Here is a 14,418-nt window from a genome sequence, read left to right as displayed (position 1 = left end):
CATTGGCAGGCATTTTCAAGATAGAGGATTTCCCCCGGCGATGCAAAAGCTCATAGCTCTTATTCTCACTCTTTTTCTGACTGGCTGTGCCTTTCCCGGCGTTTACAAAATCAACGTCCAACAAGGTAATATTGTCACCAACAAAGAGTTGACCGCACTGACGGAAGGCATGCCCCGCAGCCAGGTTCACGCGGTAATGGGCACACCGCTGATGCTCAATCCTGTAGACACATCACGGGAATATTACGTTTATACGTTCCAACGTGCAGGCGGAGACATCGAAGAACAGCGCATTATCGTGTATTACGATGACGACCGCTTCTCCCACTACGAAGCACAATTGCTGGAAGAGACGCCCGCCTACTAAAGCTAGACTGAAGCTATAAGTGCCTACTGCTTTTTAGCTCTGTTCAATCGCGCCTGCTTGGGGTCAATCACGAGCGGGCGGTACAACTCTATACGGTCACCCACCTGCACTTGATGCTGGCCCGGCTGTTTTATTGCCTTACCAAAAATGCCCATGTCAGTATTTTCAGGATCCAGCTCCGGGAACCGCTCACAGATGGACGACGCCTTGACTGCGTCCAACATACTGGTGCCCTCAGACACATCCACCGTTACAATTTCCTGCCGTTCAGGCAACGCGTAAGCCACTTCTACCCGAATACTCATGAGCCTTTTCCATAAACGGCATCCGCCCGCCGGCAAAACGCATCTACCATTGTATTTGCCGCCTGATTGAAAATAGGCCCGAAGGTCATCCGTGCCAAAGATCCGGAAAACTCGAAGTCCAGGGTTAGAATCACCTTGCAGGCGTTGTCTTGTAGCGGCCTGAAATGCCAGCGCCCGCTAAGATTGCTAAAAGGCCCGTCCACCAACTGCATCTCGATGGCTTCGGGCATCAAGAGCTGGTTGCGCGTGGTCAGAATATGGCTCAAACCGCCTTTGGCGATTTCCATCGAAGCGGTGACATGCTGCTCATCTTGCCGCTGCACACTGGCGCTACGGCACCATGGCAGAAATTCCGGATAACGGGCAACGTCGTTAACCAGGTGAAACATGCGCTCGGCGGAATGCCACACCAACGCGGTTTTATCAATCTGATGAGCCATTGGGCAAAACGGTCCTGTCTTATAAAAGAATAAATGTGTAGTGCAGGCCGATGTACACAACAACCAGCGGCAACACCCAACGCATTACCTTATACCAGCCATCAAACAACCAACCGGGCGTATTGCCCAGAATTCTTTGCAATAAACGTCGGGTAAGGCACCAGCCAGCAAACAGCGACAACATCACCCCAACAACCGGTATAAACACGCCACCGGAGATCAATTCCAACCAGCGAAACAGTGTTGCGCCCGCGGGCCGATAACTGCTCCATATATTCAGCGAATACAGCGACAGCAGGCCCAGCAGCCAACAGGAAACCAGAACCAGCAAGGTCGCTTTGCCCCGCGATAAATCCGTGCGCTCCCGCAGCCAGCCAATCACCGGTTCCATCAGCGCCAATGCACTGGCCCAAATCACCATTACCAGCATTAAAAATAGCAGGGCAATAACCACCTGGCTGGCAGGCAACTGGCCCAGCGCCGCAGGCAAGGCCACAAACAACAGACCAAAACCCCTGCTGGCCTGACTACCATCAACATCTACCACCACTGCAAACAGCGCCAGCCCTGCCAGAACGGCAACCAGAGTATCCAGCAAAACCACGGCCAGAACAGAGCGTTTCAACCGGGTGTATGGCGAACTATAAGCACCAAAAATGGCCCACACACCCACGCCCAAGCCCAAGGTAAAAAAGGCATGAAACAGCGCGACTCTAACGCTGTCCATCGTGACATCCTGGGGGTGTAGCCCCAGCATACGCGTGATCGCAGCACCGGGTTCACCGAAATAAACTGCAAACCCGACAAACCCCGCAAGCAAAATCAGAGTGGCCGGCACCAGCAGGCGAAACGCACGTTCCAGGCCGCGAACCACGCCGCGCATAGACACACCGGCCACCAGCAACAAAAAGAAACCGTGCCAGGCCATGAACACCGGGTATCGTTGCGGGTCAGACACCAGGCGTGACAACACGCCTGCCGCATGGGCGGCCGTATTACCGGTAAAGTCCCCACTGGCGCCAAAAAACACCCAGGCCAGCGCAATAGCGCCAAATACAGCGGTATAAGACAACACCACAAAGGCCGCTAGCACACTCAAGTAAGCCAGCCATACCCAATTGCGGGAGCGCTTGGCAGTGAGCACGAAGTTGTCCATCGCCCGCACCATTCCATGACGGCTATAGCGGCCAAACGACGTTTCGGTAATCGCCAGTGGCAGAGTGATTAACAACAGGCAGGCCAAATAAAGCAGAATAAAAAGCCCGCCGCCGTGGCGACTGGCCAGATAGGGAAATTGCCAAAAGTTGGCCAATCCCACAGTAGCGCCCGTCGCCGCCCAGAAAAACGTGGACTTGCGGGTAAATGATCCCATCTGTGCCTGAAGATGCGGCGGCATGAACAATCCGGTCAAAAATGATCGCCTATTGTAGCCGATACCGGTTGTAGCGCACGACCTGTTGCCAGCAGGCGGGTGAATTCGTGACCGGTCTGGCACTCCTGAGCTACAATAGACGCTTTGCCGGACCAGCAATCGCCGGCCGGTACATTCGTGCGACGTCGGATAACGGATTCGTCAACTACCCCGCCGTGAACGACGGGGCTTGTAGAGAACACCCTACACGCCAGGTTGACCAGGGAAAGCGGACACCAACCCGCTACGTTTACCACAGGTCGTTAAGACCCACTCCGGTGTGCTACCTCAGCACCGGACACTGGAAAACTGGAATCACGCTGGCGAAAGGTAAAGCGCCGAAGGTTTCAGTTGCCGCGCAAGCGGGAGCCGGTGGTAGACATTCCCGAGGGGAGAGAGGTTTCGGCCTCCGACACCAGACCCGTAAGGGTAATTATTGGAAAACGATATGGCTGTTTTTGTACTCGACAGACAGAAGAACCCACTGATGCCTTGCTCGGAAAAACGAGCCCGGCTTTTGCTTGCTCGCAGGCGCGCGGTGGTGGTGAGAGTGTATCCGTTCACCCTTCGTTTGAAAGCCCGCACTGGCGGTACTGTTCAGAAAGTCGTGCTCAAGATCGACCCTGGTAGCAAAGAAACCGGCTTAGCGGTGTCGAGAGTCAGCGCCCAAGGGGAGCACGTCTTGTGCTTAATCGAGCTGATTCACCGTGGCCGCCAGATCAGCAAAGCGCTGGGCCAGCGCCGGGGATGTCGGCGCAGGCGCCGGAGTCAGCTGCGTTATCGGGCGCCCCGATTCAACAACCGGACAAAGCCAAAAGGTTGGCTGGCGCCAAGCCTGCAACATCGAGTGGATACCACCACCAGTGTCATCAAACGTCTTCGCGCCTTGGTGCCGGTCACGTCGATCAGCCAAGAACTGGTGCGGTTTAACCTGCAACAGATGGAAAATCCCGAGATCAGCGGCGTTGAGTATCAGCAAGGTACCTTGTTAGGCTATGAAGTTCGGGAGTATTTGCTGGAAAAATGGGGCCGCGAATGCGCTTATTGCACGGCCATCGATACGCCCTTAGAGATCGAACACATTGTCCCAAAATCCAACGGTGGCTCTAACCGAATCAGCAATCTGACCATCGCCTGTCACCACTGCAACGAAGAAAAAGATACTCAAACTCTGGCTGATTTTTTCAAAACCTCCAGCCGCTTGAAAGACAAGCAAAACCGAATGGACAACGTGCTCATCCAGTGCAAGCGCCCCTTGCGGGACGCCGCGGCGGTGAACTCAACCCGCTGGGACTTATTCCAATCGCTAAAAACCACGGGGCTTCCCGTGAACGTCGGCACGGGTGGACAAACCAAGTTCAACCGCCAAAGACTCGGTATCCCCAAAACCCACGCCTTTGACGCGGTCTGTGTCGGCGTTGTCGAACACGTGTTTGACTGGGAAAAGCCCACGCTACGGATAAAAGCCACTGGTCGCGGCAGCTACAAGCGGACGCGCCTAACAAAACACGGCTTCCCTCGCGGTTACCTCATGCGAGAGAAATCAGTTCACGGATTCCAAACCGGCGATATGGTTCGAGCCATTGTCCCGATCGGCAAAAAGGAAGGCACTTGGCTAGGCCGGGTTGCCATCCGGAAAACCGGCAGCTTCAACATTCAAACCTCGGGCGGAGCCGTTCAAGGCATTCATCACCGGCACTGCCAGCTCATGCAAAGAGCGGATGGCTACGGCTATCACCTACACCACAAAAAGGAGAAGGGAAATAGGAAAGTCTGTCGTGCTGACGCACGACGCGCACTCCCTCCCCGACCTAAAAGGACGGGGTTTCCCGCGCAAAATCGATGAGCAAGAAAAAACCCGGTACTCCAAGCAGTACCATCGCGCTGAACAAAAAAGCCAAACACGAATACCACATCGATGACCGCTTTGAGGCCGGTCTTTCCCTGCTGGGCTGGGAAGTGAAGTCCATGCGCGCAGGAAAAACACAGCTGACTGACTCTTACGTGCTGCTGAAAGACGGCGAAGCCTGGCTATTGGGGGCCCATATTACGCCGCTGACCACTGCGTCAACCCACGTAATTGCAGATCCCACTCGAACTCGAAAACTGCTATTGCACGCCAAGGAAATCGCTAAAATTGTGGATTCGGTCGGCCAAGAGGGCCGTACCTGCATACCACTGGCGCTTTACTGGAAAAAGAACAAAGTGAAGTGCGAGATCGCGCTGGTAAAAGGCAAAAAACTGTTCGACAAGCGCGCCACCGAAAAAGAACGGGATTGGAACCGCCAAAAGCAACGGGTGCTGCGCGAGGCTAATATCTGAGACAACGCCCTAAATAACGGCGGCGCACAGGATAAGGAAGGCGCATGAGCAAGATTACGCAAACCCCCATGTCAGGTGTCGACCTTTCCTGGCTGCGCATGGACACGCCGGAAAACCCGATGATGGTTTCATCGGTGCTGATCTTTGACGCGCCCATTGCCATCGCTGACCTAAAGCGGGTGCTGAACGAGCGTTTTCTGAAATTTCGTCGCTTTCGCCAGCGTGTTGTGGAAAAAAGCGGCAAAGTATACTGGCAAGACGACGCACTGTTTAACTTGGATAACCACGTGCACCGCCGTGCCCTGCCCGGCAACGCCGACAAAGCCGAACTTCAGGCACTGGTGAGTGACCTGAACAGCAGCACCATGGATTTTCGCCGGCCGCTGTGGCAAATCGATTGCGTCGACAACTACCAGGGTGGCTGCGCGCTGATTGTGCGCATTCATCACTGCATTGCCGATGGTATATCGCTGGTGCGGGTACTGTTGTCACTCACCGATCCAACACCGCAACCCCATTTACCAAAACCGCGGCCAGCCAGGCCTAAAAAAGCCGTGTTAAAGCCCCTGAACCGCTGGATGCACAAGGCCGTCAGCAGCGCCCAAGTAGCAGGCCAGCAAGCGAGTATTCTGTTCCAGTCACTGCGCTCAGAGCCAGGCTACGCTCTGCGCCTGATTGGCACCGCTGGCGATATCACCCTGGACTTGCTGAAGCTGGGCTTGATGCCCTTCGATCCAAAAACCGGCCTGCGCCAACCCCTGTGCGGTCGCAAACAGGTCGCCTGGGCCGAAGCCCTTAACCTGAACGACGTCAAGCGCTGCGCCAAAGCCATGGGCGGCACCATTAACGATACGCTGCTGTGCGCTGCAACCGGCGCCATACGCCGCCACCTGCTAGAAAGCAATGAGGCGATTCCCGACTGCGGAATCCGCGTAGCCGTGCCGTTTAACTTGCGACCACTGAACCAGCCCATTTCCGAACTGGGCAATCAGTTTGGCTTGATGCTGGTTAGCCTGCCCATCGAAATTGACGGCCCAAAGGCACGCTTTCAGCAGATTCAAAACACTATGAACGAGCTCAAACGGTCTTACCAGGCGCAGGTAACCTACAGCCTGCTGGATCTTTTTGGCCGCGGCCCGGACATGCTCGAACGCCGGGCCTTGGCAATGCTCAGTAACAAAGCCTCAGCCGTACTGACCAACGTGCCCGGCCCGCGGGAAGCGGTCTATCTGGCCGGCAGTAAGCTGCGCCAACCCATGTTCTGGGTTCCGCAAAGTGGCAGCATTGGCATTGGCATGAGCATATTCAGCTACGCCGGCAACGTGTATTTCGGCATTACCGTAGACCAAGGCATTCAGGCCTGCCCCAACGCCATCATGGACTACTTTCACAACAGCTTTTACGAGCTGGCCGCAGCGGCCGGTATCGAACTTGAAACCCCCGCAAAACCACGCGCTGCCAATGTCAAAACCAAGCCCCCTCGGCGCAAGTGCAAGCAACCGGCTTAAATTCTCTGGCACACAGCCCTTGAAGTTAGCAGGAGCACCCACATATAATGTCGGTAAGGGGACGACATGGCTTCGACGCTGGTGGCGAACCCTTGGGTGCATGTCGAGATGGCAGCCAATCTCGTTAATCCAAAGCTGCAACGCAATAGTCGCAAACGACGAAAACTACTCACTAGCAGCGTAAGCTGCTAGTCGTCCTGACTGAGTCGCCCGTAGCTCAGAGCTACATTTCAGGACGTCATCGCTTACGGGATGCTTCGTTATCCAGAGTTCACTGGCTAACGACTAAGATCTAAAGAACTCGCCTCTTACGCCCTGGCCTTCGGGTAGTCTGAGGTTAAATCAGTAGAAGGACACAAGCATGTAGATCCTAAGGCACAGTGCTGGCGGACGCGGGTTCAATTCCCGCCGTCTCCACCAACCAAACCGAACTAAGCCCCTGATTGTAGGGGCTTTTTTCGTTTGTGGAATTAAATTTTTTGTGGGTATGTCAACGAAGTGTCAACACCAGAAAAAAGATTAAGCCTAACAGCGTCGGAAAGATAGTCAGGAAAAAAGTGGGCATAGCGCATGGTCATATGGTGGAGTGACCAAGGATCTTCTGCAGGGTGAGAAGGAGGCCACTGTTCATGGCGAAATGAAAAAAAACGCCACTGCGAGGCCAGACCTGATTCCTTAGCAACCTGACCAGTTGATCATCCCACCATGAGCGGGCAATATCACCACAACCAAACGTGACATTCGTGACACCCGCCGCCGCTCCCTGTCGCACCTATCAAATAGTGTTCCCAGCAACACCACAACGGAAGTACCCATGGCACTGACGCTCCAACAACTCGAACGCCACTTGTTCAAAGCCGCCGACATCCTGCGGGGCAAGATGGACGCCTCGGAATTCAAGGAATACATTTTTGGCATGCTGTTTCTTAAGCGTTGCTCCGACGTTTTCGAGCAACGCTATCAGGAAGTGGTTACAAACCAGCTGGCCAAAGGCAAGGGCCAGTTTGAAGCGGAAGCCATCGCGGACATGGAGAACTGGTACAAGTCGACCTTTTACGTGCCCAAACAGTCCCGCTGGGATTTCCTGATGAACGACGCCCACCACGGCGTCGGCAACTATCTAAACAAGGCCCTGGCGGGGCTGGAGGAACACAACGTCAGCCTGGCAGGCGTGCTGGAGCATATCGACTTTACCCGTAAGGTAGGCTCTACCACCCTGCCAGACAGGAAGCTGCGGGATCTGATCGTCCACTTCAGCCAATACCGCCTGCGCAACGAAGATTTCGAGTTCCCGGATTTGTTGGGTGCAGCCTACGAGTACCTAATTGGTGAATTTGCGGATTCTGCCGGCAAAAAAGGCGGCGAGTTCTACACGCCGCGCTCTGTAGTCCGAATGATGGTGCGCCTGGCTAACCCCCAGGAAGGCCAGAGCGTCTACGACCCCTGCTGCGGTTCCGGCGGTATGCTGATCCTGTCCAAGGAGTACCTGGAGGAACAGGGCGGCGACCCGAAACACCTGTCACTTTTTGGGCAGGAAGCCTCCGGTTCCGTCTGGGCCATTGCCAAGATGAACATGCTACTTCACGGAATCACCAGCGCCGATCTGCGCAATGAAGACACTCTGACCGACCCCCAGCATGTGGAAGGCGGTGAGCTGATGCGCTTTGACCGCATCCTTACCAACCCGCCCTTCTCCATCGGTTTTATGCCCAGCAACCAGTTCCCGGAACGGTTTCAGTATGGCCAGGTACCGGAAGGCGCCAAAAAAGCCGACCTGATGTTCCTGCAACACATGGTCGCCAGCCTGAAATCTGACGGCATGCTGGCCACCGTCATGCCCCACGGCGTGCTGTTCCGGGGTGGTGATGAAAAACGCATTCGTGCCGGCCTGCTGGAGAACGACCTGGTGGAAGCCGTCATCGGCCTGGCGTCCAGCCTGTTCTATGGCACCGGCATCCCCGCCTGCATTCTGGTATTGCGCAACAAGGGTGCCAAAGCACCGGAACGCAAAGGCAAGGTGCTGTTCATCAATGCGGACCGGGAATTCTACGAAGGCCGCGCCCAGAACCACTTGTTGCCGGAACACATCGAAAAGATCGTCAGCACCTACGAAGCCTTTGCCGAGGCCGACAGCTTCTCGCGGATCGTCAGCCTGGATGAATTGCGGGAGAACGACTACAACCTGAACATCCGCCGCTATGCGGACAACGCGCCACCACCGGAACCCCAGGATGTGCGAGCGCATCTGGTGGGCGGCATTCCTCTGAAAGAAGTGCAGGCCAAACAACCCCTGTTTGACGCCCTGGGCCTGGCCCCCATGGATCTGCTCCTTCCCAAAGCGGGCGAAGAAACTTATGTGGAGTTTCGGGAAGACCTCACCGACAAAGGCACCCTGAAACCCGCCATCGAGCAGAATGCCGGCGTCCAGCACAAAGAGGCTCGGCTCAAGGATTCTTTCGAAACTTGGTGGCAACAGCGAGGCACGCATATTGCCCAGCTCGCTGGCAATGGCCAGCAACTGAGCGCCCTGCGGGATAACCTGATTGGCACTTTCACCCACGCCCTGGACCCCATCGGCATGCTGGACAGGTTTGCCGTGCGCGGCATCATCGCCGGCTTCTGGGACCAGAACAAAAACGAGTTCCGCACCCTGCAGGCTCGTGGCGTGCTGGGTGTGGTGGATGCCTGGCGTATCAGCATCATCACCCTGCTGGAAGACGACCAGAACAAAACCAACCCGCTGGACCACAAACTGGTGACCTTCCTGCTGGCGGACTACGTGGCCGAACTGGAAGACCTGAAGGCCCGCAAAGCAGAACTGGATACCCGCATCAAAGCTGCAACCGCCCAGCCGGACGACGAAGATGACGCCGAACCGGATGAAGATGCACCCACTGAGGCGGATATCAAATCCTGGAAGGCCGAGCGCACCAAAGCCACCAAGACTTTGAAAGCTAAACAAGCCAGCTTTGAGGCGCACCTGAACGAAGCAGTGGATGCACTGGACGAGGCCGGAGCCGCCACGTTGATGCTGACGATTCTGCATAACGACATGCTGGGAATACTGGACAGGTACATTCTGCAGCAACGGCAGGAAGTAATTGCTGTGTTTGAGACTTGGTGGAACAAGTACAGGGTGACGTTGGCGGATATTGAGATGGGGCGGGATGTAGCTGCAGCCGAACTGAAGGGGTTTCTGACGGGGCTCGGGTATGTTTGAAAAACGTTCACTGAGGTCACTCGTAGAGCGACAACAGGGCGGTGGCACCCCAGATCGGAACAATCCCCGATTTTGGAACGGGCCAATTCCCTGGGCATCTGTTAAAGACTTTGCAGATAATCAGTTGATTCTTGACTCAACTGAGGAGTCAATTACCCAGCAAGGCCTAACAGCAAGCTCTACCAATTTGATCCCGGCAGGTACACCTCTCGTCTGTACAAGAATGGCCGTTGGTCGATGTGCGATTAGTAACAGCGATGTGACGATCAATCAGGACGTGAAGGCATTGTTCCCCAAGGCCAACGTGAGTCCACGGTACCTTTTAAGGTTGCTGGACAGTCTTAAATTCCATGCTGAAAGCGTGTCTGTAGGGTCGACAGTTAAAGGCATTCGAATCTCTGACCTACTTGGCATCCAGACACCCACCGCCCCTCCGTATGAACAGACTAAAATTGCCCAGATCCTCGACACCCTGGACACCCAAATCCAGAAAACCGAGGCTCTGATCGCCAAGCTGGAAAAAATCAAGGAAGGCCTGCTCCACGACCTGCTCACCCGCGGCATCAACCAAAACGGCCAACTCCGCCCCACGCCGGTGCAGGCGCCGGAGATTTATAAGGAGTCCGCGTTCGGGTTGATTCCGAAAGAGTGGGCTATTGCCACTGTACGCCACGATTTTGATATCGACTCTGGATTCACACTGGGACCACACCGAAAACCTGAAAGAAACGCGCGCCCCTACCTTCGCGTTGCCAATGTCCATCGGGGTAGACTTGACCTCTCTGAGATTGCCTACCTAGATGCGCGTGATGACGAGATAGCAAAAAAATCACTATCCGAAGACGATCTCCTGATTGTCGAAGGTCACGCAAACCCGAATGAGATTGGTCGCTGCGCGATGGCCACGGACGCAGTATTAGGAGTTACCTTTCAGAACCACCTATTCAGATTGCGAGCAACAGATTCTCTTCCACACTTTGCATTTCTATGGATGAACTCGCATATCGTCAAACAGTACTGGAGAAAAGCCGCTTCATCGAGCTCAGGTCTGTACACAATCAATCGCACTAAATTAGAGGCGGTTCCGACGGCTAAGCCCGGTAGAACTGAACAGCTCGTAATTTCTACACTCGTCAGAAATTATGAAAATGAGATTGCCGCTACAATCCGAGAGTGCGAAAAACTGAAACGTTTGAAAGTTGGCATTGCCGATGACCTCCTCACCGGCCACGTCCGCGTCACCGCCCTACTCAAGGATGAAGCATGACCACTTTCGACAGTACCAAACGCTCGCTCCCCGAACTGCTGAAGGACATCACCAACGGCAAGATACAGCTGCCGGACTTCCAGCGGGGCTGGGTCTGGGATGATGAGCACGTGAAAAGCCTGCTGGTGAGCATCGCCCGCTCGTTTCCTATAGGTGCCGTCATGCTGATGGAAACAGGGGGAGAAGTGCGGTTCCAGATGCGCCTCGTTGAAGGCATTTCAGCCAAAGATGTCACGAACAAACCCGAGCGATTAATTCTGGATGGCCAGCAGCGCCTGACGAGCCTGACCCAGGCCATTGCCATGGAAAGCCCTGTCGATACACGCACAGTGAAAGGCAAGGACATCCTGCGCCATTGCTACTTCGATATACCGATGGCCCTGGAGGGTGACGAGCGGCTGGACGAGGCCGTTAAAGCCGTGGATGAAAACCGGCAGACTCGCAGTAATTTTGGCCGAGATGTTGAGTTGGACCTCTCCACCCGGGAGCTCGAATGCCAGCAACTGCACTTCCCCTGCGACAAGATACTCGACGACTCCCAATGGCTTCAGGATCTGTTCCAGTTCAACCCGGGGGGTATGGAGCAGTTTCTGATGTTCAAGAAGAAGGTGATCGGCGCCTTCTCGGCTTATCAGATTCCCATTATTGAACTGAAGAAAGAGACATCCAAAGAGGCTGTCTGTTTGGTATTCGAGAAGGTCAACACCGGCGGTGTTCAACTTTCAGTATTTGAACTGATGACCGCCACCTACGCCGCCGAGGGCTACAACCTTCGTGATGACTGGTTTGGCTCGGAGATCCGTGAAGTAGCCTCGCGTCGGGATCGGCTTGCCAAGCACGAGTTGCTGAAAGGTGTCGAAAGCACAGACTTTCTGCAGGCCATTACCCTGCTCCATACCAGAGAGCGAAAATACCAGGGTATTGCAGACGGCAAGCAGGGCAAACATGTACGCCCTGTTAGCGCCAAACGGGCCTCCGTGCTTGAACTTCCCCTTGCTGCCTACCAGAACTGGGCCGATCAGGTTGAGGCCGGTTTTGTTGAAGCGTCAAAGTTCCTGGCCGGCGAGTGTTTCTTTAGCCGCAGAGAATTGCCTTATGGCACCCAACTGGTGCCCCTGGCTGCAACCATGACACTTCTCGGCGAGCGTTGGCGGGAACCAAAAACCCACCAGAAGCTAGCTCGCTGGTTTTGGTCCGGCGTTTTGGGTGAGCTATACGGTGGCGCCGTTGAAACTCGCGTTGCAGTGGATCTTGAAGAACTGATGAACTGGTTCGAAGACGACACCGCTATACCCCGCACCGTTACTGATGCCTCCTTCGACCCGGAGCGCTTGGAGTCCCTACGCAGCCGCCTCAGTGCCGCCTACAAAGGCATTAACGTACTGATCCTGCGTGAGGGTGCCTCTGATTTCTTTTGGAAGGGTCGAATTCAACAATTGGACACTCAAGAAGTGGCTCTGGATATTCACCACATATTTCCCCGCGCCTGGTATGAGGCTAACGGTATCCCGCCCAAGGTTTACGACTCCATCATTAACAAGACGCCGATCTCCTATAAGGCCAACCGGATGATTGGCGGGTATGCGCCCTCGGCATATTTGGCCAAGCTACAAAGCCATGATCAAGTGCAACTCGCAGACCAGGAAATGAATACCATACTTGATGGGCACTTTATTCCCACTGAGCAGCTCAGAGCGGATGATTTTCAAGGCTTCTTTGAAGAGCGCAAGCAGCTTTTAATGGGATTGATTGAAAAAGCGATGGGCAAGAAATCTCTGACGTGAGAGCAACTCATGATCGAGTTTTGCCGAGGAAACCGCTTGTCAGCCGTTGCGGCGTTGGCAGGCTTGATCCTCTGTCGCGGGCATGAGTCATTGACTGCACTAGCTCTTGAAAACGGCACCACTGGTGCGTATGAGCTGCAGGAAATTGATACACCTTACCCCTACATCCTGCAGCTCACAGACCGCTGGAATTTTGTACTTGGCGAGAATATCGGGCTTGCCGAACTGGCGTCCTTCGTCAGAGATCAGCGTCAATCCATGAACGCTTGCTGTGGCAATGATGAAGATGTCGTTCTCACCTACGCCCTTGGTGTGATACTGATCCTCTTCAATACCCAGCAAGTGTTTTATTCGTAGGGATTCGGCCAACACTTCGGACGTCAAAGGTAATACGGTGACGCCGTTGCCTTTCAACCACACAGCGCATTCCGGAGTTTTCTTTCCCACTTCCTCCAAAGCCACACCAGGGATAGCGAGATTTCCATTTACGATTTCCTGCCCCAACCAGTCCCACAAAGGAGGAAACAACTCTGGTGGATAGTTGTCCCAGGCGTGAATGATCGACGACGCATCAAATAGAGGCATGCGTATCTTCCAGCTGTCGCAGGTCTGCTATTTTTAAATTATCCAGATAGGAACTGGCCCTGGCTAAAGTGATGCGCTGTTCATGCAAAGCGTCCAACACCGTACCGACATAGCTTTTGCCAAAGACCCTCACCGGCTCCTTGAAACGATAGCGGGCTCCGCCACTTCCCTTACGCTCAGGCACGGGCAAGGATTGTTTCCATTTACGGTAAGCCTGGTAGTCTTCCTGAGGAAGGAGCCCGGAATCAGTCATCCTCCGCAGAATTACTTCTGGGCTGACACTCCAGCGACGGGAATAGCCTTCAAGGAACAGGTCATACGCTGTTACGTCATCCGCAGAAAACCGCTGGAGGTCGAGTACTTCGAGGAACTCATCCGGCACAAGCAGATTCCCAGCAAACCGATTAGCCGCCACTTCATTGGAACTATTGCTATAAAAATCGTTTTCGTCGTCGACAAAACTCTCGCGGTGGAGCAGGAGGTGCCCCAGCTCATGCATCATGGTGAACGCTTGTGCTCCCTCGGAAAGCTGCTTTTTTATAAAAATAACCGGGAAACTGTCGAAATACAGAGAAAAGCCCCGGATGGGACTTTCCTTGGGGATCTGCCACTTGCCGGCATATCCGTTGCTCAGAAATACCAGAATGTTTTTGGCTTCTAGAGCTGTCCGCATTTCAGCAAAACTCTGTCCCGGCTGAAGCCCAAGCCAAGCGCGAGCCAACTGCGCTGCGCGCTTTGGTCGCGGAGCATTCCCTGCAATTTCTTCCGGGTACCAAGCCGGATCAACCGGCTCTCCCAAATCCTCCCGGAGACTCAAGTAAGTCAAACGCTGGCGTTCTGTTCGCTCAACCAAAGCCCGGAAACGCGGGCTTAATTGTGGCTTCTGATTGTTCAGTGTTCGGAACTGCACGGAATGGACGCGTCCCTCACTGACAGAACTTTCCTCGAGGAAGAACAGCAGTCCACGGTTAAAGTGGGAGGCCAGCTTTTGTAACTGTTTGACGGAAAGCGCTTCTTTCCCGTCCAGTGCCTTTTCGAGGGTAGCGAGGGCAATACCAGTCTCTTGGGCCAGTTCCTCAACGGAAATGCCCAGATCCTCGCAACACCAGATAATTCGGGATGGGTTAATACCCTTAATCTTTTCCATAGCGCGAATAATAGCAGGAGACCCGCCGTTTAACATTGAACGAAGTTGGGATTTTCAGGCTT

At 54.5% G+C, this 14,418-nt stretch carries 12 protein-coding genes and 1 other RNA gene; 8 read left to right on the top strand and 5 right to left on the bottom strand.

Annotation, left to right across the window (positions count from 1 at the left end):
* The first annotated feature begins 40 nt into the window (after positions 1-40).
* Complete coding sequence (locus ATI45_RS17955; RefSeq protein ID WP_098420986.1) at positions 41-367, top strand: outer membrane protein assembly factor BamE; 327 nt, start codon at positions 41-43, stop codon at positions 365-367.
* Positions 368-390: 23 nt separating this feature from the next.
* Here the strand turns inward: ATI45_RS17955 and ATI45_RS17950 are convergent, their stop codons facing one another.
* The 3 genes from ATI45_RS17950 to ATI45_RS17940 are packed head-to-tail and all read right to left on the bottom strand — an operon-like array spanning position 391 to position 2,508.
* Positions 391-672 (bottom strand): RnfH family protein, encoded by a 282-nt coding sequence (locus ATI45_RS17950; protein WP_098420985.1) that lies wholly within the window; start codon positions 670-672, stop codon positions 391-393.
* Positions 669-1,112, bottom strand: coding sequence for a type II toxin-antitoxin system RatA family toxin (locus ATI45_RS17945; protein WP_098420984.1), 444 nt, complete (start codon positions 1,110-1,112; stop codon positions 669-671). Before ATI45_RS17945 ends, ATI45_RS17950 begins: the two co-directional genes overlap by 4 nt.
* A gap of 19 nt (positions 1,113-1,131) precedes the next feature.
* Complete coding sequence (locus ATI45_RS17940; RefSeq protein WP_098420983.1) at positions 1,132-2,508, bottom strand: sodium-dependent transporter; 1,377 nt, start codon at positions 2,506-2,508, stop codon at positions 1,132-1,134.
* A 463-nt stretch (positions 2,509-2,971) separates the two neighbouring features.
* Between ATI45_RS17940 and iscB the strand changes: the two genes are divergently transcribed.
* The 7 genes from iscB to ATI45_RS17905 all read left to right on the top strand — a co-directional run bounded on the left by iscB (position 2,972) and on the right by ATI45_RS17905 (position 12,624).
* Positions 2,972-4,369, top strand: coding sequence for an RNA-guided endonuclease IscB (gene iscB / locus ATI45_RS17935; RefSeq protein ID WP_098420982.1), 1,398 nt, complete (start codon positions 2,972-2,974; stop codon positions 4,367-4,369).
* Positions 4,366-4,845: an SsrA-binding protein SmpB gene (smpB, locus tag ATI45_RS17930; RefSeq protein WP_098420981.1), complete on the top strand. Its 480-nt coding sequence runs from the start codon at positions 4,366-4,368 to the stop codon at positions 4,843-4,845. The genes iscB and smpB overlap by 4 nt, the downstream gene beginning before the upstream one ends.
* A 44-nt stretch (positions 4,846-4,889) precedes the next feature.
* Entirely contained in the window at positions 4,890-6,353 is a 1,464-nt protein-coding gene (locus ATI45_RS17925; protein ID WP_098420980.1) for a wax ester/triacylglycerol synthase family O-acyltransferase, read from the top strand.
* Positions 6,354-6,410: 57 nt separating this feature from the next.
* Positions 6,411-6,773, top strand: a transfer-messenger RNA (tmRNA) gene (gene ssrA / locus ATI45_RS17920).
* 394 nt (positions 6,774-7,167) lie between these two features.
* Entirely contained in the window at positions 7,168-9,573 is a 2,406-nt protein-coding gene (locus ATI45_RS17915) for a type I restriction-modification system subunit M (RefSeq protein ID WP_098420979.1), read from the top strand.
* The gene (locus ATI45_RS17910; protein WP_098420978.1) at positions 9,566-10,840 is read left to right on the top strand and encodes a restriction endonuclease subunit S; all 1,275 of its coding nucleotides are present in this window, start codon (positions 9,566-9,568) and stop codon (positions 10,838-10,840) included. The genes ATI45_RS17915 and ATI45_RS17910 overlap by 8 nt, the downstream gene beginning before the upstream one ends.
* Complete coding sequence (locus tag ATI45_RS17905; RefSeq protein ID WP_098420977.1) at positions 10,837-12,624, top strand: GmrSD restriction endonuclease domain-containing protein; 1,788 nt, start codon at positions 10,837-10,839, stop codon at positions 12,622-12,624. The genes ATI45_RS17910 and ATI45_RS17905 overlap by 4 nt, the downstream gene beginning before the upstream one ends.
* 99 nt (positions 12,625-12,723) lie before the next feature.
* Here the strand turns inward: ATI45_RS17905 and ATI45_RS17900 are convergent, their stop codons facing one another.
* The gene (locus tag ATI45_RS17900) at positions 12,724-13,209 is read right to left on the bottom strand and encodes a DUF4411 family protein (RefSeq protein WP_098420976.1); all 486 of its coding nucleotides are present in this window, start codon (positions 13,207-13,209) and stop codon (positions 12,724-12,726) included.
* Positions 13,196-14,356, bottom strand: coding sequence for an ImmA/IrrE family metallo-endopeptidase (locus tag ATI45_RS17895; RefSeq protein WP_098421808.1), 1,161 nt, complete (start codon positions 14,354-14,356; stop codon positions 13,196-13,198). The genes ATI45_RS17900 and ATI45_RS17895 overlap by 14 nt, the downstream gene beginning before the upstream one ends.
* Positions 14,357-14,418: the final 62 nt, after the last annotated feature.

Source organism: Marinobacter sp. LV10MA510-1 (genome assembly GCF_002563885.1).
Lineage (GTDB): Bacteria > Pseudomonadota > Gammaproteobacteria > Pseudomonadales > Oleiphilaceae > Marinobacter.
This window is presented reverse-complemented; position numbering and strand designations above follow the sequence as displayed.